This is a genomic window from Undibacterium sp. 14-3-2 (assembly GCF_016595265.1).
Lineage (GTDB): Bacteria > Pseudomonadota > Gammaproteobacteria > Burkholderiales > Burkholderiaceae_D > Undibacterium > Undibacterium aquatile.
This window is the reverse complement of sequence record NZ_JAENGS010000005.1, coordinates 311,869-338,135: the sequence shown is the minus strand read 5'-3', so window position 1 is coordinate 338,135 and position 26,267 is coordinate 311,869. Positions and strand designations below refer to the sequence as shown.

Sequence of the window (26,267 nt, the reverse complement as noted above, 5' to 3'; positions counted from 1 at the left end):
CCCCATTTAAATATGTAGGGAGTAATTGATTTCTGGTCGATACTCCCTATTTTTACTCATGTCAGCAGTGTGGCAAGGCTTTTGGCGCTGTTTATGTAGCGCAGCGACCTGCCAGAGATGTTGATATTGTTGTTTTTCCTGATGTAGTCGATGTTGATCTTTCTGGCAAAGGTAGGCGAATGATATTTGGTTTATCCTGGCGTATGACCATGCGCGACTGGCGTGCGGGTGAGTTGCGATTTTTGATCATTGCTTTGATGGTTGCAGTGGCTTCCTTGTCGTCAGTCGGTTTTTTTACCGACAGGCTGCGTAGTGGTTTGAACCGTGACGCGCATCAGTTGCTGGGCGCGGATTTGCTCGTCAGCGCAGATCAGCCAGTGAAGCAGGAATGGCGCACTGAAGCGCAACGGCGCGGCTTGCGTATCGCAGAAACTGTCGTTTTCCCCAGCATGGCGATTGCCGGTGAGGGCGATCAGGCACAAGCAAAGCTGGTGTCCTTGAAAGCGGTCAGTCATGCCTATCCTTTACGCGGTAATCTCAAATTACATCAATTAGCTGATGCGAAAAATACATCTGGTGCTGCTGAAGTCCTGACGCGGGATATTCCGGCATCACGCACCGTCTGGCTTGATCCTGCTTTACAACTGGCGCTGAACCTCAAGATCGGCGATCAACTGAAACTGGGTGATCTGGAATTCAGTTTTACACAAACGATTGCGAATGAACCTGATCGTGGCGCGGGCTTTATGAATTTTGCGCCGCGCGCGATGATTTCATTAGACGATTTAGCCGAGACTGGCTTGATACAAGATGGCTCGCGCGTAACTTATCGCTTGCTGATGGCGGGTGATGCGAAAGCGATTGCGGCTTATCAGGCACAACTCAAACAAAGCATAGAACGTGAACAACTGAAAGGCGTACGTCTGGAATCGCTGGATTCCGGTCGTCCTGAAATGCGCGCGACGCTGGATCGTGCCGAGCAGTTTTTATCGCTGGTGAGTCTGTTGTCAGCGATGCTGGCGGCAGTGGCGATTGCGATGGCGGCACGGCGTTTCATGCTGCGTCATCTGGATGCCTGTGCGATGCTGCGTTGTCTGGGGCTGACGCAGAATCAGGTCAGCGCCATGTATCTGATTGAATTTCTGATGCTGGGGCTGGTCGGCAGTGTGGCCGGCGTCGTGCTTGGTTATGCCGGACATTATGTGTTGCTGGAATGGCTGGGCTCGCTGGTCGCCAAAGATCTGCCGCTGGCGGGCTGGTTGCCTGCAGTACAGGGTGTTGCGACCGGTTTGTTGCTGCTGGTGGGTTTTGCATTGCCGCCGGTGCTGCAATTGCGCAATGTGCCGCACAACCGCGTCATCCGTCGCGAACAGGATGCACCGCAGCCGCTGACACTGGCGACTTATGCGCTGGGTCTGGCGATGTTTCTTGGCTTGTTGTTATGGCAGACGGGCGATCTAAAACTCGGCATGCTGACTGCGGCGGGTTTCCTCGGAGGCATGCTGTTGTTTGCACTGATTGCGTGGGCGGGCGTGCTGTCGCTCAAGCGTATGCGCAATCTGTTTCATTTTTCTGCATGGCGTTTCGCTGTCACTGCATTGCAGCGGCGCCCGGGTGCTACGGTGATACAAGTGGTTTCGCTGGCATTGGGCTTGATGGCGTTGTTGTTGCTGACCGTGGTGCGCGGTGATCTGATCACTGCGTGGAAAAAATCGACACCGCCGGATGCTCCGAATCAGTTTGTCATCAATATCCAGCCCGATCAGAAAGACGAGATCGCGCAGCGTCTTGCGAGCTTTGGGCAGCCACGCATGTACCCGATGATACGTGGTCGTCTGATCGCGGTGAACAGTAACGCGATTGGCCCTGATACTTATGTGGAGGATCAGGCGCGACGCATGGTGGACAGAGAGTTTAATCTCTCGACGATGGCAGAATTGCCGGAGCTGAATAAGCTGACAGCCGGAAAATGGTATGACGATGCCAACGCAACGGAACCTGAAGCGTCTGTGGAGGAGGGGATTGCCAAAACACTCAAGCTCAAACTTGGCGATCAGTTGACGTTTGATATTGCCGGGCAACAGACCACGGCGAAAATCACCAGTTTGCGTAAGCTGGACTGGGGTTCCATGCGTGTGAATTTTTTTGTGGTGATCAACCCCAAGGCCATGGTTGATATGCCACAAACCTGGATTACCGCATTTCGTGTCCCGCCATCGCAAATGGCGTTCATTAACCAGTTGACGCTGGATTACCCGAATCTGACGGTAGTGGATGTCGGCGCGATGATCAAGCAATTGCAGGATGTGCTTGATCAGGTCATCACGGCGGTGGAGTTTTTATTCATGTTCACACTGGCTTCAGGTGTTCTGGTGTTGTATGCGGCATTGGCAGGCTCGCAGGACGTGCGTATGCGTGAAGCAGCGTTGCTCAGAGCCTTAGGTGCGACCCGTTCGCAATTGTCCCGCGCTCAGTGGGTGGAGTTTTTACTGATCGGCGGCCTCGCTGGTTTACTCGCTGCCAGCGGCGCTTCGGCAATAGGCTGGGCATTGGCGAAATTCAGTTTCAATTTTGAATGGACGTTTTCACCACTGGTCTGGATCGCAGGCTTGTTTGTCGGCGCTATCTGCGCGATGATCGGCGGCTGGCTGGGTTTGCGCAATGTCCTGAATCAGCCGCCGTTGCTGAGTTTGCGCGAAGCCTGAAGACACAATAGCAAATACAAAATTTATAGAAAAAATGTGAAAACAGATTGTTGCGAAACATAAAGGAGTTTGCATGAACCAAAATACAAAAGACACGATCCGTTTGTACGTTGACGCAAAGTACACCAGCCCGTATGCGATGTCGGCCTATGTGGCCTTGCTTGAAAAAGGTGTGAAATTTGAGTTGGTGACTGTCGACCTGGCGGCGAAAACCCATCACCAGACTGCGTACACCAGCATTTCATTAACACAGCGGGTACCGACGTTGGAGCGTGGAGATTTCAGTCTTTCTGAATCGTCGGCGATTACCGAATATATTGACGAAGTTTTTCCGGGGACGGCTTTATATCCGAAGTCGCCAGAACTGCGTGCCCGTGCGCGCCAGGTGCAGGCATGGCTGCGCAGCGATCTGATGCCGATTCGCGTTGAACGCAGCACACTGGTGAATTTTTATGGACAAAAGTATCCTCCTTTGTCGGCGGAAGCTAAAGCTGCGGCAGACAGCCTGATATTTTTTGCCGAATCTTTATTGCCACCCGGAGCAGAAAATCTGTTTGGTGAATGGAGTATTGCCGATACCGATCTGGCATTGATGCTGAATCGTCTGGCGATGCATGGCGATGAAGTTCCGGCGCGTTTGCGTGACTATGCGCAGCATCAATGGCAGCGTGCTTCAGTAAAAAGCTGGGTTCATCAGAAACGTCCGGCTTTATAAAAACCTATCGCAGACGCGTATCTGAAGGCGGACAGATAAAATAACAGCGATACACACGTTTAGTGGCAAAGAGTGAACAATGAATCAAGACGAGCAAACAGCAAACGCAGCAACAACAACGGCGACAACGACGACAAGCGTTGACATCGAAGAAGAAAAATCTAATCTGTATGAACTGATCGGCGGCGCTGAAAAATTGCGCGAAATGGTTGATCGTTTTTATGATCTAATGGAGCTGGAACCTGAATTTGCGAGCATACGGGTCATGCACCCGACGCCGCTGGATAGTTCGCGTGACAAGCTGTTCTGGTTTTTATCCGGCTGGATGGGCGGGCCGGATTTGTATATCAGCCAGTTCGGTCATCCGCGTTTGCGTGCGCGTCACTTGCCGTATGCGATTGCCAGTGATGAGCGCGATCAATGGTTGCGTTGCATGGCGTGGGCGATGCAGGATGTCGGCATTGCAGAACCCTTGCAACAACACCTGATGCAGTCGTTTTATCAGACCGCGGACTGGATGCGCAACACGCCGGGCTAAGCTGTAATAAGGTATCAGGCAACGACGTAGCTTGATGCCTGGTTCAATGCCCGATACTGTCCTTGTTTTATTTGTCGTCGATATTCTTCACACATGACTTTATTTGAAATTCTGATCCTGATTGCATTGGCGGTTTTGATCGTCTTAACAGCGATCGTATTGTTGCGTCACCGTTCTGGCCCTGGTGATGCGCAGACGCTGGATTTGCTGGCGCTGCAAAATTTTTTGCAACAGGCGCAGCAACAGCAAATGTTGAGTCAGGAGCGTACTGAGCGTTCTTTGCGTGAGCAAGTGCAGTCAACCGCGCTGGCAACACGTCAGGAATTAGGTGCCAATTTCAGTCGGTTTCAACAGGGGCTGGCAACACAATTAACCAGTGTGGCGACGCTGCAGAAAAATCAGATCGACGGTTTTTCCCAGCAGTTAGTCAAACTTAGTGAAAGCAATGAACAGCAGTTGGAGCAGATGCGTCTGGCCTTGATACAGCAAAGCCAAAGTGCGCGCGAAGAGCAGGGTGTCAGTCTGAAAGCATTTGCGGACACGCTGAATCAGACCTTGACCAGCCTGACCGAATCCAATGCCCAGCGCATGGGGGAAATCCGCGCGACGCTGGAGCAAAAAATACAGCAACTGCAAATTGAGAACGCCAGCAAGCTCGAGGAAATGCGCAAGACCGTGGATGAAAAACTGCATGCAACACTGGAGCAGCGTTTAGGCGAATCATTTAAGCTGGTGTCTGATCGCCTCGAAAAAGTACATCAGGGGCTGGGTGAGATGCAGCAGTTGGCGATAGGCGTTGGTGATTTAAAACGTGTGCTCACCAATGTGAAAACCCGTGGTACCTGGGGTGAAGTGCAACTGGAAATGGTGCTGGAGCAAATGCTGACGCCAGATCAATATGCGAAGAATGTTGAAACGATACCGGGCACAGGCGAAAGGGTCGAGTTCGCGATTAAATTGCCGGGTAAGGAAGATGACAAAGCACCGGTCTGGATGCCGATCGATGCAAAGTTTCCGAAAGAGCAGTATGAGCGTTTGCTTGATGCAGCCGAGCGTGCCGATGCCGAGGGTGTGGCGACGGCCGGCAAAGAACTGGAGCGTGCCATACGTGGCGAAGCAAAAACGATTTCCGAAAAATATCTGTCGCCACCATTGACGACTGACTTTGCAATTCTGTTTTTGCCGACCGAAGGTTTGTATGCGGAAGTTATGCGTCGCCCTGGTCTGGCGGATGAATTGCAACGTTCCTGCCGCGTTTCTATCGCTGGCCCTTCCACGTTATCGGCCTTGCTGAATAGTCTGCAAATGGGATTCCGTACGCTGGTACTGGAAAAGCGCTCATCTGAAGTCTGGCAGGTGCTGGGTGCCGTGAAAACTGAATTCGGCAAGTTTGGCGATGTGTTGGCAGCGACTAAACTGACGCTGGAACGGGCGGCGAAAAATATAGACAATGCCGAAGTGCGTACACGTCAGATGACGCGCAAGCTCAAGCAGGTAGAGGCGTTGCCGACCGATGTTGCGCAAAGCCTGCTTGGTGTTGCTGAAGATGATTTAAGTTCAGACTAGCGATTTCGCAGCATAGCTCTTTTTATTCTGCTGCATTTTGAATAGCCCGTGCTCAGATGGATTGCGCCTGATCTGGGCTTGTTTCGTATCTGGCGATCGCATACGCGCTGCGGCCGCTTTGTTTCGCTTCGTACATGGCCAGATCCGTTTCAGCGAGCAATTTGTCTGCCGAAAAAGAGTCCCCCGAAGCGTAATTGATACCGATGCTAGCACCGGTGCTAGCGCTGATTCCATGACCAATATCGATAGGGCGACATGCTTCGGTAATGATCTTGCCGGCGATTTCTATCGCCTTCTCCTGATCGCTCATGTCGCATAACAGGACGACAAATTCGTCGCCGCCAAGGCGGGCAATGAAGTCGGTTTTTCTCAATATGCTTGTCAAGACGTTGCTGAAATGAATCAGCACCATGTCGCCCGCTTTATGACCGTAAGTGTCGTTGACTTCTTTAAATTTATCGAGGTCGATCAATAACAGGAAAAATGGCGACGGATGTCCGTGTGCGTTTTCCTTCATCAGGTGGGCGAGTTTTCGTTCCAGACCCAGCCGATTGTTCAGTCCGGTTAAATGGTCGGTGATCGCCAGTTGCTGCGCTGCTTCTTCTTTGTACTTGCGCTCGGTAATGTCGTTGATTAAGCCTTGCAGTAAATCATTTTCAGCCGCATGCAAAACAATATTGATCCATTTTTTCTCTTTCAGTCTGCCTGGCTCTATGCAAAAATCTTCCGATACCACCCGGGATTCATTTAAGGCCGCATCGATCATCAGATGCAGACGTAATTCCTGCCCGCTGATCAGCTCAAGCAGCGCCGCGGAAGGTGCACCGTTGTCAGTTGCAATGTTGAGCATGCGTGTCAGAGCCTGATTGTAAGAGAGCAGTTCACCCTTGCAGCTCATTTTGAAAATACCTGTTTCAGCATTTTCAAAAAAGGTTTGAAATTTTCTTTCTTCTAATGCATGTTGAATCCGCAGATTTTTTTCTTCTTCGAGAGATGAAACCAGATCAGCAATGATGTTATTGACGTCGTTAACTAAACGCCCCAATTCACTTTCTTTGTTGTTTTCAGGATGCTCCAGTAACTCACCTTTTTGTGGTGACAGGGCATGTAATCTGTCAGATATTATTTTGATCGGACGCGTAAAAAAAACGAAGACGATCAACGATAAAACAGATGCGATCAGCAAATTTTGAAACAGCAGCAATTCAACAATAAAAAGGGCTTTGTCGGTACTGTTTTTATTGACGGTTGCCTGATTGATTTCCATGTTTACCGTACATACTTTTTCTCTGGGATTGAACGGCGAGAAAATTTCCCTGGTGATGAAATCAGGATAGTCTTTTAAAACAAAAGGTAATTCGAATGAGCTTGAAACTGACTGTTTCTGTGAGGTAGCCAGAACTTTCTCTCCGCTATGGATCGTTACTTTGCTGACTACATTATTTTTACTGATGCCATTGACCACTTCATTTGCAAGATTTTTGTCAGACAGGTAGCAAGCAATGCTGGCGGTATTTTCTGCCGAATTCAGCAGATCCTGCATGGTGCTGATGGTGTGCTTTTGTTCGTCATCAAAAAAATAAACATAGCTGGCCAATGAAAAAAAGATACCGATGACCAAGCTGACTCCCAGCAAGGCGAGGGCGCTGCGGATGGCTATGTTATTTTGAATAAGGTGGCGCATGCACAAAGGAAATCAGTTGCTCAGAAGGAGTATGAGTTTAACTCTTTTGTCGATTTTCTTACTGTCAATATAGGCAATTGCACCTTTATTCTCACTGACGAGATTGATTGCGTCTTCCATGCTGTTGACTTGTAATGGCGGTTGCCCGAGTCCGGAGAAACGTAATCTGGCCCAATACGAGTTGATCTCTGCCAGCTCTTTACCTACCAGCAGAGAGTAAAACTGCATTTTTTCATGATGGGTATTACTCAGATCGATGGGCATGCCGGTTAAACCATTCGGTAACTTTCTGGTTCTTCCCATATAAATGTTGATGACTTCGTCTTTGCTGAGTTTGTCTATGCCGCTATTGGAGTTCGCAATCACGGCAAGCTCTGCTGATGCGTTTCCGCTGATATGCAGCAACGCCAGACATAAAAATTTGATCAGGTATCGCATGCAGATTCAGAATACAAAATTGTAGGCGACACTCAGCAGGTTCGCATGGCCATCCCATCCTTCTTGTGGATTGCGAACCAGGAAATGTTTCTGACTGCGGATATGATCGAATTGCACTTTGATATTGGCGTTGTCGCCGAGATCGTAACGGATACCTGCGGTAAAAGTCTGCTGACCGTTTGGTATCAGCTGTTTGTTGATTCCGGAGATTGTATTCTTCAGACGCGGTGACAGTGCCGGGTCTGTCGTTATTTGCTTATCAGCACCTTGCTGGCGGGAAGCTGAAACTGTAGCGTAGGGGGTCCATTTTTTTATGCGGTAACTCATCGTCAGATACGCTGCATCTGAGTTTTGCAACAGCACTGAATCAGATTCTATGCGGCCCAGCATGAACTGCGCCTGAAGTGGCCCCTGATCGAACACGGCACCGATTGATGTATATTTTAATTTTTTTCCATGCGTAGTCAGCTGATCTGCGATAGCTGACGATGCCGGAACGGTTGCGGCAATTGACGGGGATGTTAACTCTGCCACAATGGGGTCAAACTGTCGGTAGTCGTCGGCGAGTTTCAGTTCAGAATAGCCTGCCCTGATTGTCCAATTTTTTTGCTGGTACTCAAGATGAGCGCCGCTTAACTCCGAATGATTCAGCGAGTAGTGTTTTTCCGGTGACCCGAGGTAAATTTTTTCACGTGCTGATCCATAAAAAAATTTCGCCTTGAGATTGCCATTTCCCAGAGGGTGGGACAGCACTGAGTCAACACCATCAAAATAAGACACAACGAGTCTGCCGAAAAAGTCGATAGGTGGTCGTACCCATGTGTAGGAGTAGCCGATATTTCTGGAATCTGCCAGCATATAGACGTCAAATCCTAAACGCCCTGCGCGTAGTTGAAATTTGTCGTCGGGGCTGTAGCTGGCATAGGCCCAAGTCACAGTAGGGGTGAAATTATCTGCACTTTTCCGGCTGACGACCTGGATTGCCGCATCAAAATTGTCGCTGAAACTGCGGTTGATTTGCAGGCCCAGATTACTGTCGATACCAGCATCAGTCTGGCGCGTGTAGCCAACCCCGGATTCCTGCGATAAATCACGCACAATGTCTGCCTGACGTGTATCGCTGTGTGATATGCCCAGGGTGCCGAAACCCGTAATTGAATAGTCTTTTTCGTCAGCAGCGGCAGTGTTTTGTGTGCTGAGTACGGCAAGCGCCAGTATGGAAAATTTTAATGACCAGGCAGACATAGATGCATTTTTATATTGCGCTACCCGTTGTGTTTAGCAGCGGGTAGCGGATTCAGGCAGTGTTGAACAATGCTCTGATTCTTGTCTGAACAAAGGGCTTATTTCTTTTCAGCTGGTTTTTGTTTGGCGATGACCAGATCTTTGATGCCGTTGTACACGTCTTTCGTCAGAATTTTTTTCGTCAGCAATTCATCTTTACCTTTGTAAGGGCGACCTTTGATGATGGCATCAGAACGGACGTCGCCAATTTTTGGCAGGGTCGCCAATTCTTCTTTGCTGGCGTTGTTAATGTCGAGCAGTTCAGTCTTAGCACTTGCAGAAGCAGAAGCTGCCGCCGGCGCTGGTGCTTTCTTTACCTCATCTTTAGCATGAACGGCACCAGTTGCGAGCAAAGTAAAACCCGCACATATCAACAATTTCTTTAACGTATTTTTCATCTTAACTCCTATACCAGAGGTTGAATAACTAAGGCCGTGTTGTACGTGATACGTACATGATTTAATCGATAATTTGTCGACGAAAATGCTATTGGTATGGATAGCATACAGCAGCTATCCATACACGCGCATCTTATTGCGTTTGCTTTGCTGAAGTAATGAAGACCGGAGTCACAGGAACATTACTCAAACCACCTTGTGTTGATACTGGTACCACGCGGATCAGATCAACCACATCCAGACCCGCAACCACTTTACCAAACACTGCATAACCGGCATTCGTGCTGCTGTAATCAAAAGCGGTGTTATCGACAGTGTTGAAATAGAACTGAGATGTTGCAGAATCGGCGACGCTGGTGCGTGCCATGCCGATGGTGCCACGGGTATTGCTCAGACCATTACTTGATTCAAGCTTAATTGCCGCAGAGGTTGTTGCCAGTTGCAGATCAGAGGTATAACCACCACCCTGAACCACAAGATTGGCTTCAACACGGTGGAAGATTTTATTTGGATAAAATCCGCTCTCGACGTAATTAAGGAAGTTATCAACGGTGACTGGCGCTTTGGCCGGATTTAATTCGATGACGATATTACCTTTGCTGGTGCCCATTGTGACTTGTGGCTGAGCGCTCAGTGAGGATGTCAGTGACGCCTGATACAAACTGCCGCCGTTGGCATTGGTGATGGTTGCTACGCCTGTACCAACACCGACGATTTTGCACGTGAATGTACGTTTTGTGGCAGAACCGCCTGCGACTTCCGTCAGGCTAAGGCAGAGCGGGTTAACAACAGTAATTCCCTTATCCAGATTCTGGCCATTGACTGTCATCGTGTATGTTTTACGATAAGCAATCTGGGAATTTTCGACGCTGCCGACCGTGGCAAGCACGGTCGTCGTCTCTTTAGATCCACCGCAGCCGCTTAGTAAAACGAGGGATGTACATGTACCCAGTAACCATGTTGAAGCTTTCACTCTGATCTCCGTCTAAATAGAAAAATGAATTGTACTTTGTCTCATGCCAGAATAGCTGGAAATGATGGTTTTATAGCATTCCGTCGAACAGCAGAACAGTGACTTTGTCGCCAGCCGACACCTGATCCTGATCGTGCTGCAAAACGATCATGCAATTGGCTTCGGACATCGAGCGCAGGATACCCGAGCCTTGCGAGCCGGTCACGCTGACTTCTAACTCGCCATTGGTGTTCGTCGTGAGAATGCCACGTTGGTATTCAGTGCGTCCGGGGCGCTTGCGTATGGCGGTTTTGCTGATGACTGGAATCAACGGTAGCGGTGCTGCATTCGCACCCATCATGTGCAGCAAAGCCTGGCGTGCAAAGAAATAAAACGTCACCATCACAGCAACCGGATTGCCTGGCAAGCCGAACAGATAGGCGCTTTTTCCTTGCGAATGAATTTTGCCGAACGCCATAGGTCGTCCTGGACGCATGCCGATAGTCCAGAATGCGACATCGCCCAGCTTGCCCATGATTTGTTTGGTATAGTCGGCGGCACCGACGGAAACACCGCCAGAAGTGATGATGGCATCGGCGTTTTCGCAGGCGGAGCGGAAAGCGGTTTCCAGCTCGGCGGGATCATCCTTGATGACACCCATATCTATCATGTCGCAACCAAGACGGCTCAGCATGCCATACAAGGTATAGCGGTTGCTGTCGTACACACAGCCTTCATCCAGTGGTTCGCCAAGTGAGCGCAGTTCGTCGCCGGTTGAAAAAAAAGCGACGCGCAGACGACGCTGTACCGGCACTTCGGCAACACCGAGCGAGGCCAGCAGACCAAGATCTGCCGGGCGCAAAATTTTACCGCGTTGCAAAGCTGTTTTACCGTTCGCCAGGTCTTCACCTTTCAGGCGTCGGTTGTCACCAGTACGCACTTTCCCGGCTGGAATGCCGACCTGGTCGTCGCTGGCATTTACAGTAAATTCTTGCGGAATCACGGTGTCGCAGGAGGCAGGCATGATCGCGCCTGTCATGATGCGTACGCATTCTCCGGCAGCAACTTCGCCGTGGTAGGCGCGTCCGGCAAAGGCAGTGCCGACTACCCTGAATTCGCGGATGCCGCTGTCAGGCAGGTCGCAGCCGTTGAGGGCGTAACCATCCATCGCCGAATTATCGTGCGCCGGAACGTCAATGCCAGAAATGATATCTGTCGCCAGCACGCGGCCTAACGCCTGACGTATCGCCAGCTTTTCGATTGCCTGAACCGGTGTGATGAATTGCGCAATGATGTCTTGCGCTTTGGTGACGGGAAGTGCATGCGGATCGTAATCCGACATACAACTGACGATGTCGTGCAAGCTGGATGGGCTGGAAGCGTGAGTCATATCAGGTCTCGAATTGTCGTAGTTCTTGCAGGGTATTAATATTACGAAAGCCAGTATTGTCCTCGAAAACGACTTCAGCAATACGCAAATGTTGGAACCATGCGTCAACTTTGCGTCCGCCCTGCATCAGAAAAGCGGTCAGGTCGTCCAGCAGTGAGGCTTTCATCAGAGAAAATACCGGATGAGACTGACGGCGGGCAATGCCATCTTCATATTCTATGGTGACTGCGACTGCCAGATCGGCATCATTACTCAGCAAACCTAACGATAAGCGCTCGGCCAGATCGGTTGGTAAAAAAGGCGAGTCGCATGGCACTGTCAGCAGATACGGCGTTTCGCAATGCACCAGACCGGTCTGTACCCCCGCCAGCGGGCCAGCGTAGCCGTCGATCTGATCCGGCCAGACTTGCGTGCCGAAACTTTCATAGACCGCCAGATTCTGATTCGCGTTAATGATCATTTCGCCGACTTGCGGTGACAGCCGCATCAAGGCATGCAGTGCCATCGGCGCACCGCGAAAACTCTGTAAGCCCTTATCGACCTGGCCCATGCGGGTGCCACGTCCACCGGCCAGAATCAAGCCGGTGATCAGTTGTTTGTCTATGCCAGTCATGTTGTTTGTCTTTACTTTGAAGTGTTTATTTATTGTGGCGCTGATTTTTTGGACTGATCTGCCGCATTGCTGATTTTTAAGCAGAGCCGTTGCCGGTCAGCCGCCGATGTACGACATTTCTATCTTTTTACGCTGTTCCTGATCGGCATCCGTTTGTTGGCTGCGCAGTTCGGAATAACGATCACTTCTTGCTTGCCAGATGCTGGCGACGACGTTGGCGATCGCGAGGTCGGAATGGTTCGCCGGGTCGCGCAGCAATGCCCGCAAATCATGGCCGTGGGTGGCAAACAGGCAGGTGTACAACTTACCCTCGGTGGATAAGCGCACACGGCTGCAATCTTGGCAGAACGCATGGGTGACGCTGGAAATGACGCCGATTTCGCTCTCGCCTCCCAGATGCTGCCAGCGTTCTGCGGTTTCCCCTGCATAGTTAGCGGCCATGGCCTTGAGCGGCATGCCTGCATCCTGAATGCGCTGAACGATCTGCGCCGATGGGATAACTTCATCCAGTTTCCAGCCGTTCGACGCGCCGACATCCATGTATTCGATGAAGCGCAGTATATGTGGTGTGTCTTTGAAATAGCGCGCCATTGCAGCGACTTCGTGGTCGTTGACGCCAGCCTTGACCACCATGTTGATTTTGATTGGGCCTAGCCCTGCCGCCTGCGCCGCATCGATGCCATCGAGTACCTGCGCGACAGAAAAATCGACATCGTTCATACGTTTGAAAATGACGTCATCCAGTGAGTCGAGTGACACCGTTACGCGATTTAATCCGGCATCTTTCAGGCTTTGTGCTTTTTTTGTGAGTAGCGAGCCATTGGTTGTGAGCGTCAAATCGGGTGGGCTACCATCGGCCGTGCGCAGATTAGCCAGCATCTCCACCAGTTTTTCTATATTTTTTCTGAGCAGGGGTTCGCCCCCGGTCAGGCGAATTTTTTTGACGCCATGTGCAATGAAAATTGTCGCAATGCGGGTAATTTCTTCGAAGCTCAGTAATGAGGTATGCGGCAGATATTGATAGTCTTTATCGAAGACTTCTTTTGGCATGCAGTACACGCAACGGAAGTTGCAGCGATCTGTGACCGAGATGCGTAAATCGTGCAATGGCCGCGCCAGCGTATCGCTGAGAAAACCGTCAGGCTCGACGAGCCGGGTCGGTATTTTCAGTTGCGATAACTGCTGTCTCAGGTCGGTCAGGGGGATAAATTTTTCCGTCATTGAAGTGCTAGCTCAGACTGTTTTTTGCATAAGCCGAGACAATACCATGAGAACGAAAATAAGATTTCTCCCCGCTTGTTTCAGGTAGATTCAGATCAATTTTTGGGACAACAACCCAAGTACGCCAAATATGGCCAGCAAAGTTATTGTGCCGGGTTTGAAGCGAAATACGAGGATGCAGGCGAACAGCGTTAAGGCGATGGCGGGCACATCCCATTGTTGCTGTGCCGTATAAAAAACGTGGCTCGCAAAAAATACTGCCAGACTAACGATAACGCCGACCACGGCGGCTGAAATTGCACTCAGCGGCGCGGTGAAGCGCAGTTGGTTGCGGGTCGATTCGACCAGTGGGCCGCCTGCCAGAATGAAAATAAACGATGGCAGAAAGGTGAAGAAAAAAGCGACGCAGGCGCCCAGCAATCCGGCCAGTAACTGGCTGTCTGCGCCCAGTGGCATTTGATTCCAGCCACTGACGAAACCGACAAAGGCCACCACCATAATCAGCGGTCCCGGCGTGGTTTCTCCCAATGCCAGACCATCCATCATTTGCGCCGCGCTCAGCCATTGAAAATGATCGACCGCTGACTGAAAAACATACGGTAGCACGGCGTAGGCACCGCCGAAACTCAGCAATGCTGTTTTCGTGAATAACCATGCCATTTCGGTCAGTGGATTGTGCCAGCCCGTCGCATAAGCAATCAGGCTCCAGCCGCCAGCGCACAACAGCAGGCCAGCGAGCGTCACCAGGATCAGATGGCGCAGTGAAAAACGTGCATGCTCCGGCGTTGGCGTGTCATCGTCGATCAGCGCGTGCGGATGGGTTCTTTGCCCGCTGTCTGCATCAGGGTGTGCGGTTGGCAATTGACAATGTTGCCTGAACAAGGCGCCAGCGCACGCGGCGAACAGAACGATGGCGGGGAAGGGCAGCTTAAGCACAGTGATGGCAATGAAAGCGCAGGCGGCAATCCCTTTCAGGAAATGCGTGCGCAGGCTGCGGCTGCCGATACGCCAGGCTGCTGCCAGTACAATCGCGACGATCGCCGGTTTGATCCCATACAACACGCCGGAAACGATATGGTGTTTGCCGAAGACCATGTAAGCCCACGACAGACCAATCAGGATAAATAAGCTGGGCAGGATAAACAAGATGCCCGCCATCAGCCCGCCTAAGGTTCTGTGCATCAGCCAGCCGATATACACCGCCAGTTGCGTGGCTTCCGGTCCCGGCAGCAGCATGCAGTAGTTCAGCGCGTGCAAAAAACGCCGCTCGGAAATCCAGCGCCGCTGATCGACGAGTTCTGCGTGCATCATCGCTATTTGTCCGGCTGGACCACCGAAGCTGATAAAACCTAATTTCAGCCAGTACCAGAATGCCGTTTTGAGAGAAATAGCCTGATCAGGATGGGTGGTCGGTTCCATGGCGTTGATATTGATGTTGGCTCGTGAGGGTTGAATGCTTAAGCTTGCATCGGGGCGGTGATTTCGCGTCAGCATGCAGTTGTCGCGACGCACGGTGTAAAAAATGCCTGATTATCGTGGTAAATATACTCCCGGGAGTATATTTGCAAGCCCTTTAAACATGCTGAGGATAGCCCGATTTATCTAAATAACGGGGGGAGTATCCAATAAAAGTAAAAAAGTCGGCAAACTTTTTGAGTTTGCCGACTTTGTGTAACGCTGCATATCAGCGTTGGATAACCGCGTTATGTTGCGTTTCCGATTAATGGCGCGTTTCAACCAAGACCAAAGGCTCAGTCGATGCCGGAGGCAATGGCTTGCGTTCGCGTGGCACACGTGCCGGCGCTGTTGCCTGACTGACGCTGTCCAGCGCTGCACGCAGCTTCTCAGGGTTGGTTACGGCCAGTTCCAGACCTGCTGCGCTCAGCATTTGCTTCAGTTCTTCAACAGGCATGCTTGCTGCTGCAGGCTTGGTGCGGACTGGCGCAGGCGCTGGCACTGCTGCTGGTGCTGGTGTTGACACCACTGCCGGAGCAGATTCGACCAGCGTTGGCGCTGCTGGTGCTGCCGGTACTTCTGCTGCTTTTGCTGTTTCAGCTACTTCGGTTACGACAACTGCTACAGGTTCAACGCTGGTAACAACGGCTGGTGTTGGTTCAGCCGCAACTGCTACCACTTCAGTCTGCGTTGCTACTGCTGCGGTTACTACCGGTGCGATCACTGCCGGCGCCACGACTTCTGCTGGTGCAGAAGCAGGTGCTGCTTTTACTTCGGCAATCTCAACCGGCGCAGCAGCAACATTAACAACATCGATCGATGCAGGTGCAACTGGTGCGCTGCTAGCTTCTGTGACCGGCGCTGGTGCTGGTGCAGGAGCAACTGATACGACAGGCGCTTCCTGAACAGACTGAACAACTGGTGTTGCTGCGATGGCTGCTGCTGCAGTTGTAACAGGTACAACAGGTGCAACTGCTTCGATGACAGGTGCCGGCGTCACTATCGTTACCGGCACAACTTCACTGCTTGCTTCGGTTGCGACCGGGACAAAAGCTTCTGCGCCAGATTCAGCAATCACTTCGCCTTGCTCATTCAATTCACCTGGTTCGCGATCACGGCGATTGCGGTTGCGGCCACCACGACGACGACGACGACGGCGCTCTTCGCTTTGCTCCGCATTCTCGTTGTCAGCAACAGGTTCGACACCATTGACGGGCGCGGCTTCCGGAACAACTTGCACTGGCACCGGATCAAGATGCTTCTGAATCAGATCGTCGGTCTTTGCATCGGCTGTCAGTGCTTCTTTGCGTTCTTCGCGCTGACGTTGCTGACGTTCGCGGCGACCTTCCTGGCCTTCTTTCGGCTCACGTGGCTCGCGTGGTTCACGGGCTTGCTTCGCTTGCTTTGGGGGACGTGTCGATTCTTGCGTTATCGCTGGTTTGTCGCTATCCGCTTTTTCAACTTTGTCGTTACGGCCATTTGCGTTGGTCGGGCGATCTTCACGTTCATCGCGGTCACGATTGCGACGGTTGCGATTGCGTGGATTGTTGCGTGAGTTACGGCCATTACGGTCGCGCTCAGCCGATTTATCTTCGCTGACGACAGGTGTTTCGACTGTGGCTGGCGCTTCTGATTTGCCGAACAGGAATCCCATTACCTTGCTGAAGAAGCCTGGCGCAGGCGCTGCAGCTGCAACCGGAGTCGTTACCTCTTTGCGTTCAACGATAGGCGCCTGATCAGGCGTGATACTTTTCACGACAGCTTCCTGACGTGGTTTGATATCTTCTTTCTGGCGTTTGCTGTAGCCGATATCAGTATCTGCCTGCTCTGCCATGGCGTAGCTGGCGTGATGTTCTTCCAGGCGCGGATCATCTGTTTTCAGACGATCCAGTTTGTAATGTGGTGTTTCGAGATGCGTGTTCGGAATCAGAATCACCGTCACGCGATGACGAGTTTCGATCTTCAGGATTTCGCCACGTTTTTCATTCAGCAGGAATGCAGCAACATCGACCGGCACCTGAACATGGATCGCCGCAGAGTTTTCCTTCATCGCTTCTTCCTGGATGATGCGCAGGACTTGCAATGCAGAAGATTCAGTATCGCGAATGTGGCCAGTGCCATTGCAGCGTGGGCAAGTGACGTGGCTGCCTTCAGAGAGGGAAGGGCGCAGACGCTGGCGTGATAATTCCATCAGGCCAAAGCGGGAAATCTTGCCCATCTGTACGCGTGCACGGTCATAGCGCAGTGCATCTTTGAGGCGGGTTTCGACTTCGCGTTGATTCTTGGCGTTTTCCATGTCGATAAAATCGATCACGATCAGGCCGCCTAAGTCACGCAGACGCAGTTGACGGGCAACTTCTTCTGCTGCTTCCAGGTTGGTGTTGAATGCCGTGGTTTCGATGTCACCACCGCGAGTAGAGCGTGCTGAGTTGACGTCAACTGAGACCAAAGCTTCGGTGTGATCGATAACGATCGCGCCGCCGGATGGCAATGGTACGGTACGGCTGTAAGCAGTTTCGATCTGATGTTCGATCTGGAAGCGCGAGAACAGTGGTACGTCATCGCTGTAGCGTTTCACGCGATGCACCATATCCGGCATCACATGGCTCATAAACTGCTGCGCTTGTTCGTAAATTTCGTCGGTGTCTATCAGGATTTCGCCGATATCCGGCTGGAAGTAATCGCGGATCGCACGAATGACGAGTGAGGATTCCTGGTAAATCAGGAAGGCGCCAGGGGTTGATTTACCCGCGCCTTCAATCGCACGCCAGAGTTGCATCAGGTAGTTCAGATCCCATTGCAATTCATCGACATTGCGGCCTATGCCTGCGGTGCGGGCAATCACGGACATGCCGGTCGGCAGATCCAGCTTATCCATGGTGTCGCGCAATTCCTGACGGTCTTCGCCTTCAACCCGGCGCGATACACCGCCGCCACGTGGGTTGTTCGGCATCAGCACCAGATAGCGGCCTGCCAGTGAAATGAAAGAAGTCAGCGCGGCGCCTTTATTGCCGCGTTCTTCTTTTTCCACCTGCACCATGATTTCCTGGCCTTCGCGCAGGGCTTCTTTGATGGAGGTGTTGCGGACGTCGATACCTTCTTTGAAATAAGAGCGGGCGACTTCTTTAAATGGAAGGAAACCGTGACGTTCTTCGCCGTAGTTGACGAAGCAGGCTTCGAGAGAAGGTTCGATGCGGGTGATGACACCCTTGTAGATATTTGACTTGCGTAATTCGCGACCGGCGGTCTCGATATCAATGTCGATGAGTTTTTGCCCATTGACGATGGCAACACGCAGTTCTTCTTGCTGTGTTGCGTTGAACAGCATACGTTTCATGTTTTTACTCCGTGACCTGTTGGTCATCTTTTGTCACACATTCATGCAATGAGCATGTGACTGTACTGATATGGGGATGTATGCCAGGAAGGAGTGTCTGAAGGAGGGGGAAATGCCTGTGGCGCAGCAGGATAATATCGCTATCAGTGATTAAACTGCTTTGCGACGAAAATTAAATTCAATTTTTATTCTGCTTCGCGCCGGGCGCGTCTGATTCTGGTATGAAGTCGAGTGCACATGTCCCCCGCGTTGTCTGATCTTGCTATATTTGTGCAATAGCGAAGTACAACGCCAGGCGATGAGCAACTTTGGTGTCAGACCATCTTATTGTGTTGTGTCTGACGGAATCGCCTTTACTACCAAAATCATCATAGGCAAGCATGCTTATTCATCATAAACCAGCATCTCTTGCCTAACTTATCCTTACTATTCAAACGCTCTGATCCAACCTCGTTTCACTGAAGTCCGACAGCAACAGTTGGTTGCCACCTTGACCCGTCAACGACGTCGCATACACATCTTTTCCATCATATTTGCAAACTGGCGAGGCTGATGGACTGACCCCTGTGTAAAATAGCTGTTTATTTCTATTACACTGCTAAAGCGTAATTGCTGAAGCGAAAATGATTATATATTCAAAATGAAGGACTTAGCGATAATTAATGGGGGAAGGCATCAAAAACAGATGCAAACTATGCCCCCGCATGAGCCTTCAGCTTCTGCGCCCAGAGTACAGCTCCTGACAATCTCTGAAGAAGAGGCTGGTCAGCGGATTGATAATTTCCTCTTACGTATATGTAAAGGCGTGCCAAAAAGTCACGTTTACCGTGTATTGCGCTCTGGAGAAGTGCGCGTCAATAAAGGACGTATAGATCAGTTATACAGACTGGTGGAGGGGGATGTTGTCCGTATTCCTCCTATACGCATGGCTGAACAATCGACGCAAGTTGTTCCTAAACTTGAGTTCCCGATTCTGTTTGAAGATAATTATCTGCTGATCATCGATAAGCCTGCGGGGGTTGCGGTGCATGGTGGTTCAGGCGTCAGTTATGGCGTGATCGAGCAATTACGGGCGTCGCGGCCAGATGCCAAGTTTCTGGAGCTGGTGCACCGGCTAGACCGCGAAACATCCGGCATTCTGCTGATCGCAAAAAAACGGACAGCCTTAACAAATTTGCATGAACAGATGCGTGATGGCCTGACCGATAAGCGTTACTACACGCTGGTCTCGGGCGACTGGAAAAATGCCCGGCAACATGTGAAGTTGCCTTTGCATAAATACACCACGGCTGATGGTGAGCGACGTGTCCGGGTGCAGGCGGATGGCATGGCATCCCACACGATCTTTACACTCAAAAAGAAGTTTAAAGAATTTGCTTTGCTAGAGGCAGAATTAAAAACCGGGCGCACGCATCAGATTCGTGTGCATTTGTCTTCCAGTGGGTTTGCGATTGCTGGCGACGATAAATACGGGGATTTTCCTTTAAATAAAGCATTGCAGAAGGCGACGGCAACACGTGGCGCCCTCAAGCGTATGTTCTTGCATGCTCATCAGATTACTTTCACGCATCCCGAGACCGGCAAACAGATGACAGTCAATGCCCGGCTTCCGGAAGAGTGCGAACACTTTCTGCGCAGCCTGGAGGCGTAGCAGAAAAACTTGAACGTTTATTAATGGTATGATCGAGGTACTCACAAGCAACATCAGTCCCCACCTGAAATGGCGGGGAGTTCATTCTTAATATGGCAAAAAAGCAATTTGATTTTATCGTGTTTGACTGGGATGGCACCCTCATGGACAGTACTGCCACCATCGTCAAATGTATTCAGGCGGCAGCAAAAGATCTGGGCTTGCCCATACCTGGCGATCATTCGGCAGCGTATGTGATCGGCTTATCGCTTCTTGAGGCGATGAAAGCTGCGGTTCCCGATGTTGATCCGAAATACTATCCGCGCATGGTGGAGCGTTATCGTTACCACTATTTGTTAAAAGATCATGAGTTGCCGTTGTTTGATGGTGTGCGCGATATGCTCAATGAATTGTCTCAGGATGGTTATTTTTTGGCGGTCGCAACCGGAAAAAGCCGTGTTGGCCTGAGCCGGGCGTTACATACGGCAGAGCTGACATCCTTGTTTGATGCGACACGCTGTTCTGATGAAACGTTCTCCAAACCGCACCCGGCGATGCTGCAAGAGCTGACCAGAGAATTAGGGCAGGATATGCAACGCACACTGATGGTCGGTGATACCACCCATGACTTGCAAATGGCAAATAACGCCGGTGCAGCAGCCGTTGCTGTTGAGTATGGCGCACACGACGCGCATTTACTGTCTGGTTTCAATCCTCTGTATTCAGCAAAGACCGTAGCAGAGTTACATCAATGGCTCAGAGAAAATGCCTGAGTGGAGTCGCGTTGAATGAAATCTATTGCAATCTGTCAATCTGAAGAACTGATCAACGGTGGAAAAGGGGTGCGTTTTCCGCTGACAGCAGGCAGTGACGATGCCGTTGGTTTCGTCATTCGCTACGCCGATGAAGTGCATGCTTACCTGAATCGTTGCGCTCATGTGCCGGTTGAGCTGGATTGGAATCCGGGTGAGTTTATTGAATCCAGCGGCTTATTCATTATGTGTGCAACGCATGGAGCAATTTATCAGCCAGAAACAGGATATTGCTCCGGCGGACCTTGCCGCGGGAGTCGGCTCAGGAAAATTGAGGTCAGCGAGTCGGATGGAACGGTTTACTGGCATCCGGATGATTATATTCAGCCTGTAATTGCCTGAAAGAATACAAAGGTAAGATGATGAACGACCCGTTGTTTGAAAAAAAGCCAGCTGACAGTGTAGAAAATGCATCTGCATCCTGGGATAGGACAGTTTTAGAGAAACTGCTGTTCGAGTCTCTGCGTGAGCAGCGATTGCGACGTCGTTGGGGAATATTTTTTAAATTCACCTTTCTTCTGCTTATTCTTGGCGGCTTTTACTATTTTTCCGGTTTTTCAGATGCTCAGACGGAAAATCTGGGGCATCACACCGCCTTGGTTGAAATTGATGGTGAAATTGATGCTGGTGGCAGTGCCAGTGCTAAAGACGTGATTCCTGCATTAAATCGCGCATTTGCCGATGCTGGATCAGTGAGTGTGATATTGCGTATTAACAGTCCCGGTGGCAGCCCGGTTCAGGCTGGCATGATCAATGACGAGATTGTCCGCTTACGGTCGCATTATCCAGACAAAAAGCTGTATGTGGTAGTGGATGAGATTTGCGCGTCTGGCGGCTATTACATCGCCGCAGCTGCCGATAAAATTTATGTCAATAAAGCTAGTGTCCTTGGTTCCATCGGTGTTTTAATGGATGGTTTTGGTTTTACGGGCCTGATGAGTAAGGTCGGTGTTGAGCGCCGCCTGATGACGGCAGGTGAAAATAAAGGCTTTATGGATCCTTATTCACCACAGACCGAAAAACAAAAAGAATTATCTCAAGCCATGTTGAACGAAATTCATGCGCAATTTATTGATGTTGTTCGCAAAGGACGAGGTAAACGTCTGAAGGAAACACCGGAAACTTTTTCCGGTTTATTCTGGATCGGTAGCAAAGCTGTTGAGATGGGCTTGGCTGACGATTTTGGTACAGTTGAGTCTGTTTCACGAGATGTGATCAAGGCTGAAGATATCGTTGATTACACGCAGAAAGAAGGCTTGCCTGAACGTGTTTTGAAAAAATTTGGCGCCTCTGTAGGAAGCAGTGCAGTCAGTTCTCTGTTAAAGAGCAATAGTCTATCAATACGCTGATCTGAATTGATCTATTTTGTTTAGTTGGTTTTTTAAATCTGTCTTCCGGCATACATAGTTTTAATTTTCTTTTCTATCTTTTCCGCTTCATTTATATTGGGTACGTAGCTGGTTCAAAACAGGAGGTCGATATAGACAATATTTCGTTTCCATGTTCGTTGTTCTCTGAGATCCGGACTTCATCGTTGTGCCGGTTTTGTGCGAAGTAGAAGGATGACAATTTGAATTGCTATTTCCATCTTAGACATGGATCAGAGGTTTCTAGGAATCCTCACCTTTCAGGGCTTAAACTTAAAAGACGGTAGTGCAATGCTGCCGTCTTTTTTAATTTTTAAGTCGTGCAACCTGTCTTTCTTCAGCATCAGTGCTTCAGTCCCTTTCTGCGTTGCGTCAAATCAATCGGTAATATGCCATTTAATGTAAGATAGCTCACAATACCGCTTTGAATTCTAATTTCCCATGGCAATAACCTTCAGTCACTTATTAGCTCTGTTTTCTCCGGCGCAGCACAGCGCTGAGAAGATTGATTGCTATCATTGCGGTGAGAAAATGCGTAAGAACAAGGCTATTTACGTCAAATTCAATGGGAAAGAGCAGCCGGTTTGTTGTCATGGTTGCCTGGCTATTCTGCGGACTGTTGAGCAGAACAATATGATTTCAGAATATTTAAAAGCGAAGTCCGTTCAAACGGAAACTTAATCACATTCATGTCTGGTGTTGACCAATCTCCCGCATTCCCTGCAGAGTCTGCAGAAAGTAAGCAGCTGCAGCATGAAAAACTCAGCTTGTCCGGCATGCGTTGTGCCGCATGCATGCAACTGATCGAATTTCGTGTCCGTCAGCTTCCTGGTGTCACTGCATTCAAGATTAATGCCGCGAGTCATCGCGCCGAGCTGGCGTGGCAGGCGGATAAGAATAATCTCAAAAATATCATTAACTCGATTGTCCAGCTTGGTTACGGCGCGTTACCGGTCAGTTACGACACAGATGAAGCTGAAAAGAAAGAAAATAAATTAGCGATCTGGCGTTTATTTGTTGCCGGTTTTGCGATGATGCAGATCATGATGTATGCGTTTCCTGCTTACCTTGTTCCGGTTCCGCAAGTGGATGGAGATCTGACGCCTGATCTGGATAAATTACTGAAAATTGCGAGCATGCTGATCGCGGTGCCAGTGATAGGTTTTTCTTCGATGCCATTTTTCAAGTCGGCTTGGCGTGATTTACGTAACCGTCATATTGGGATGGATGTGCCTGTATCGTTAGGAATCTTGTTGACGTTTTTCGCAAGTGTCTGGGCAACTTTTGAAGGCGGAGCTGTTTATTATGACTCGGCCATCATGTTTGTTTTTCTGTTGCTTGGTGCGAGGCTGATCGAAAGCCTGGTGCAAAAGAAAACGACGGCGGCCTTGCGCGTGCTGACGCAACTGACAGAAGTAGCCGCACAAAGAATGACGAATTACCCACACAGCAGACGAACCCAAACTGTGAGTGCGTCAGACTTGCAGGTGGGTGACTATCTGTTAGTTGCGCCCGGAGAGCAAATTCCTGCCGATGGTGTTGTGCTGGAAGGGCGTAGCGAATGTGACGAGGCTTTGATGACGGGGGAGTCCCATCCTGTCGTTAAGGCCGTTGGTGATCAGTTAATTGCAGGAGCAATCAATCTGACTGGCACCCTGACGATGCAGGCATCAAAGGTTGGTAGCGATACGCAATTATCGACGCTGATCAGCCTGATGGAAAATGCTGCAACGGAAAAACCTCCTATCGTTTTACTGGCAGATAAACACGCCAGCCGCTTTTTAACAATTATCCTGATCATTGCTGCTTTCACTGCGATCGGATGGTTTTACATAGACTCGTCCAGGGCACTATGGATAGCCGTGAGTGTGATTGTGGTGACTTGCCCTTGTGCCTTATCTTTGGCGACGCCTGGTGTCATGTCAGCTGCAATTGGGTTGCTGGCAAAAAATGGCGTGCTGATCAGAAATGGTAAGGCGATACAGGCAATGGCGGAAGCGACACACTTTGTCTTTGATAAAACCGGTACGCTCACAGTCGGTAAGTTACGTGTATCCGATACGATGGTTTTACGGGAGCATGTACAGGCTGAGGCTATTGCATTTGCTATGGCTTCCGGCTCTACACATCCTGCCGCAAAGGCCATTGCAGACAGTTTAGCTGCGCAACATGCACAGTCGTCAGCTATGAACTCAGCGATGTTGCAAGAAATCGCTGGAGGTGGCGTGGAGGCGGAGATCTGCGGTAGGCTCTATCGCCTCGGCAATGCGGATTTTGTGTCTGAGATAACACATACCGATTTTTTTGCGCCTGCTGCTTGTGTGAACAAAACACTGTCAATGCTGGCAGATAAAGAGGGTGTGATTTTGTTGTTTGCCATGGCAGATGTCTTGCGCGATGATGCTGTTGAAGCAATACAAAAACTGAAGGCTGCCGGAAAAAAAATAGTGCTGTTGTCAGGTGACAGAGATGATGTGGTGATGGCGGTTGCGCAGCAATGTGGAATCACTGAAGCCCATTCTGGTTTGAGTCCGCGTGACAAATTCAACGTAGTGCAAAAGCTTCAGGCAGATGGTGCACGGGTTGTGATGGTGGGTGATGGCATGAACGACGGGCCAGTCCTGGCGATTGCAGATGTGGCTGTCGCAATGGGGCAAGGCGCACCGATTTCTCAGACCAGAAGTGATTTGTTACTCATGTCAAACCGATTAAATGACCTTACCTTTGGGTTTGTTGTCGCGAACAAAGCATTCCGCTTAATCCGGGAAAATCTGGCATGGGCAGTTCTTTATAATCTGATTGCGATTCCTGCTGCTATCATCGGCTGGCTGGAACCTTGGCATGCGGCATTAGGCATGTCTTTGAGCTCGCTGTTAGTCGTTTTAAATGCACTGCGTTTATATCTTTTACCGCAGCCAGAATTTGTGATGACGGAGACCTTGAATTAATTATGGATATTTTGTATTTGCTGATACCTGTAAGTCTTGTACTTGTTTTTGCAATTGGTGCCTTATTCTGGTGGGCGGTGAATCATCGTCAGTTTGACGAGCTGGATCAGGAAGGACAGCGCATTCTGGACGATGTCGAAGGCTGATCGGATCATTTTTCAGCGGCGATATTTCTGATTGCCTCTTGCATACTCTTGTCATCAATTCCGTGCAGGTGGATTTTCTGAGCCGCCATAAACTGAGAAAAATTTTTGTTAATTGATTTGTGATATGCCAGATCGTAGTGTTCCTCAAGTAATTTCCGCACCAGCGTCTGAATGTCATGCTGAGATGCAAGTGTTTTCCATTGAGTGATTTTTTCTTTGCCATGTATCGAGGTTAAAAAATCTAATTGCTGACCCAGATGTTCCGTATCAATAACGAAGTGTGCATAATCTTCCACGAGTAAATTAACCCGCTCCCGGATGTCGAGTTTCAGAGAGAGGCATGCTGCGGCTCTGATTCCTTCCATAATAGAATCCGGTACCCGCAGATTGCCAACTTTCTTGCTTTCGGCTTCGACGTATACATGTTGAGTTTTATTGATCTTGCGTAAAGTTTCCCAGATGCGACTTTCAAAATGTTTTTGTGAGGGTTGTTTTTCATTCGGAATATCACCCAGTACTGACCCTCGGTGACAAGCAAATTTTTCCAAATCCAGCACTTGTTGCCCAACGCTATTCAGTGCCGCCAGTAGTCGGCTTTTAGCACTACCGGTTGGCCCGCATAAAACCTTCCAGTTGATTCCTTGCGCGAGAAGCGGAATGTTTTCGTTAACATGCTGGCGATATGCTTTGTAGCCTCCATGTAGCTGCGCTGCAGGCCAGCCGATTCTGGAAAAAATGTGCGCCATTGAACCGCTACGATTACCTCCGCGCCAGCAGTAAATCAGTGGGCGCCATTCTTTTGGCTTATCCTGAAATAGATGGGTCAGGTGATTTCCTATATTGATCGCCACCAGCGCTGCGCCAAGGCGTTTGGCTTCAAATGCGCCGACTTGCTTGTACATCGTGCCGACACGGATTCTTTCCTCGTCATTCAGAACCGGGCAATTAATGGCACCAGGAATATGATCTTCAGCAAACTCGGATGGGCTACGGACATCAATGATGCAATCAAACTGATGTAAGTCGGATACGATGTCATCAAAAAAACAGACCTCAGGGTATTTCATA

The 26,267-nt window shown here is 50.0% G+C and carries 22 protein-coding genes; 11 read left to right on the top strand and 11 right to left on the bottom strand.

The annotated features are described in order from the left end of the window. Positions 1-179 precede the first annotated feature (179 nt). The 4 genes from Undi14_RS13480 (at position 180) to rmuC (ending at position 5,524) form a co-directional block, all read left to right on the top strand. Entirely contained in the window at positions 180-2,705 is a 2,526-nt protein-coding gene (locus Undi14_RS13480; RefSeq protein ID WP_234030589.1) for an ABC transporter permease, read from the top strand. Positions 2,706-2,778: 73 nt separating this feature from the next. Next, positions 2,779-3,420 carry a glutathione transferase gene (yfcF, locus tag Undi14_RS13475; protein ID WP_200180805.1) on the top strand — a complete coding sequence of 214 codons (642 nt, stop codon included), beginning with the start codon at positions 2,779-2,781 and terminating at the stop codon, positions 3,418-3,420. A gap of 79 nt (positions 3,421-3,499) precedes the next feature. After that, the gene (locus Undi14_RS13470; RefSeq protein WP_200180804.1) at positions 3,500-3,958 is read left to right on the top strand and encodes a group II truncated hemoglobin; all 459 of its coding nucleotides are present in this window, start codon (positions 3,500-3,502) and stop codon (positions 3,956-3,958) included. A gap of 93 nt (positions 3,959-4,051) precedes the next feature. After that, on the top strand, positions 4,052-5,524 hold the full coding sequence (gene rmuC / locus Undi14_RS13465) for a DNA recombination protein RmuC (protein ID WP_200180803.1): 1,473 nt from the start codon (positions 4,052-4,054) through the stop codon (positions 5,522-5,524). A 52-nt stretch (positions 5,525-5,576) separates the two neighbouring features. On the opposite strand, the gene Undi14_RS13460 is transcribed toward rmuC, so the two are convergent. The 10 genes from Undi14_RS13460 to Undi14_RS13415 form a co-directional block, all read right to left on the bottom strand. Further along, positions 5,577-7,208, bottom strand: a complete 1,632-nt coding sequence (locus Undi14_RS13460; RefSeq protein WP_200180802.1) for a GGDEF domain-containing protein — start codon at positions 7,206-7,208, stop codon at positions 5,577-5,579. Positions 7,209-7,220: 12 nt separating this feature from the next. Next, a complete protein-coding gene (locus tag Undi14_RS13455) occupies positions 7,221-7,646 on the bottom strand; it encodes a hypothetical protein (protein WP_200180800.1) in 426 nt (141 codons plus the stop codon). Between the two features lie 6 nt (positions 7,647-7,652). Next, positions 7,653-8,891 (bottom strand): porin, encoded by a 1,239-nt coding sequence (locus tag Undi14_RS13450; protein WP_200180797.1) that lies wholly within the window; start codon positions 8,889-8,891, stop codon positions 7,653-7,655. Between the two features lie 98 nt (positions 8,892-8,989). Beyond that, positions 8,990-9,328, bottom strand: a complete 339-nt coding sequence (locus Undi14_RS13445) for a helix-hairpin-helix domain-containing protein (protein WP_200180795.1) — start codon at positions 9,326-9,328, stop codon at positions 8,990-8,992. A 133-nt stretch (positions 9,329-9,461) separates the two neighbouring features. Beyond that, positions 9,462-10,301, bottom strand: coding sequence for a peptidylprolyl isomerase (locus Undi14_RS18545; RefSeq protein WP_370589955.1), 840 nt, complete (start codon positions 10,299-10,301; stop codon positions 9,462-9,464). Between the two features lie 70 nt (positions 10,302-10,371). Next, positions 10,372-11,670, bottom strand: coding sequence for a gephyrin-like molybdotransferase Glp (gene glp, locus Undi14_RS13435; protein WP_200180793.1), 1,299 nt, complete (start codon positions 11,668-11,670; stop codon positions 10,372-10,374). A gap of 1 nt (position 11,671) precedes the next feature. Then, positions 11,672-12,283 carry a molybdenum cofactor guanylyltransferase MobA gene (gene mobA, locus Undi14_RS13430; protein ID WP_200180790.1) on the bottom strand — a complete coding sequence of 204 codons (612 nt, stop codon included), beginning with the start codon at positions 12,281-12,283 and terminating at the stop codon, positions 11,672-11,674. Between the two features lie 96 nt (positions 12,284-12,379). Then, the gene (gene moaA / locus Undi14_RS13425; protein WP_200180788.1) at positions 12,380-13,504 is read right to left on the bottom strand and encodes a GTP 3',8-cyclase MoaA; all 1,125 of its coding nucleotides are present in this window, start codon (positions 13,502-13,504) and stop codon (positions 12,380-12,382) included. Between the two features lie 90 nt (positions 13,505-13,594). After that, positions 13,595-14,923, bottom strand: coding sequence for a chromate efflux transporter (gene chrA / locus Undi14_RS13420; protein ID WP_200180897.1), 1,329 nt, complete (start codon positions 14,921-14,923; stop codon positions 13,595-13,597). 301 nt (positions 14,924-15,224) lie between these two features. Next, positions 15,225-18,296 carry an Rne/Rng family ribonuclease gene (locus Undi14_RS13415; protein ID WP_200180785.1) on the bottom strand — a complete coding sequence of 1,024 codons (3,072 nt, stop codon included), beginning with the start codon at positions 18,294-18,296 and terminating at the stop codon, positions 15,225-15,227. 685 nt (positions 18,297-18,981) lie between these two features. On the opposite strand from Undi14_RS13415, the gene Undi14_RS13410 reads away from it, so the two are divergent. The 7 genes from Undi14_RS13410 (at position 18,982) to ccoS (ending at position 25,199) form a co-directional block, all read left to right on the top strand. Then, complete coding sequence (locus tag Undi14_RS13410) at positions 18,982-19,947, top strand: RluA family pseudouridine synthase (protein WP_234030588.1); 966 nt, start codon at positions 18,982-18,984, stop codon at positions 19,945-19,947. Between the two features lie 92 nt (positions 19,948-20,039). Beyond that, positions 20,040-20,699, top strand: a complete 660-nt coding sequence (locus Undi14_RS13405) for an HAD-IIIA family hydrolase (protein WP_186885569.1) — start codon at positions 20,040-20,042, stop codon at positions 20,697-20,699. A 15-nt stretch (positions 20,700-20,714) separates the two neighbouring features. Further along, on the top strand, positions 20,715-21,080 hold the full coding sequence (locus tag Undi14_RS13400; RefSeq protein ID WP_200180780.1) for a Rieske 2Fe-2S domain-containing protein: 366 nt from the start codon (positions 20,715-20,717) through the stop codon (positions 21,078-21,080). 17 nt (positions 21,081-21,097) lie between these two features. Beyond that, positions 21,098-22,087, top strand: coding sequence for a S49 family peptidase (locus Undi14_RS13395; RefSeq protein ID WP_370589954.1), 990 nt, complete (start codon positions 21,098-21,100; stop codon positions 22,085-22,087). A 459-nt stretch (positions 22,088-22,546) separates the two neighbouring features. Continuing rightward, a complete protein-coding gene (locus Undi14_RS13390; protein ID WP_200180778.1) occupies positions 22,547-22,786 on the top strand; it encodes a heavy metal translocating P-type ATPase metal-binding domain-containing protein in 240 nt (79 codons plus the stop codon). Positions 22,787-22,794: 8 nt separating this feature from the next. Further along, positions 22,795-25,053, top strand: a complete 2,259-nt coding sequence (locus Undi14_RS13385) for a cation-translocating P-type ATPase (RefSeq protein WP_200180776.1) — start codon at positions 22,795-22,797, stop codon at positions 25,051-25,053. A 2-nt stretch (positions 25,054-25,055) separates the two neighbouring features. Continuing rightward, positions 25,056-25,199 (top strand): cbb3-type cytochrome oxidase assembly protein CcoS, encoded by a 144-nt coding sequence (ccoS, locus tag Undi14_RS13380; protein ID WP_200180775.1) that lies wholly within the window; start codon positions 25,056-25,058, stop codon positions 25,197-25,199. Between the two features lie 5 nt (positions 25,200-25,204). Here the strand turns inward: ccoS and mnmH are convergent, their stop codons facing one another. Further along, positions 25,205-26,266: a tRNA 2-selenouridine(34) synthase MnmH gene (gene mnmH, locus Undi14_RS13375; protein ID WP_200180774.1), complete on the bottom strand. Its 1,062-nt coding sequence runs from the start codon at positions 26,264-26,266 to the stop codon at positions 25,205-25,207. Position 26,267: the final 1 nt, after the last annotated feature.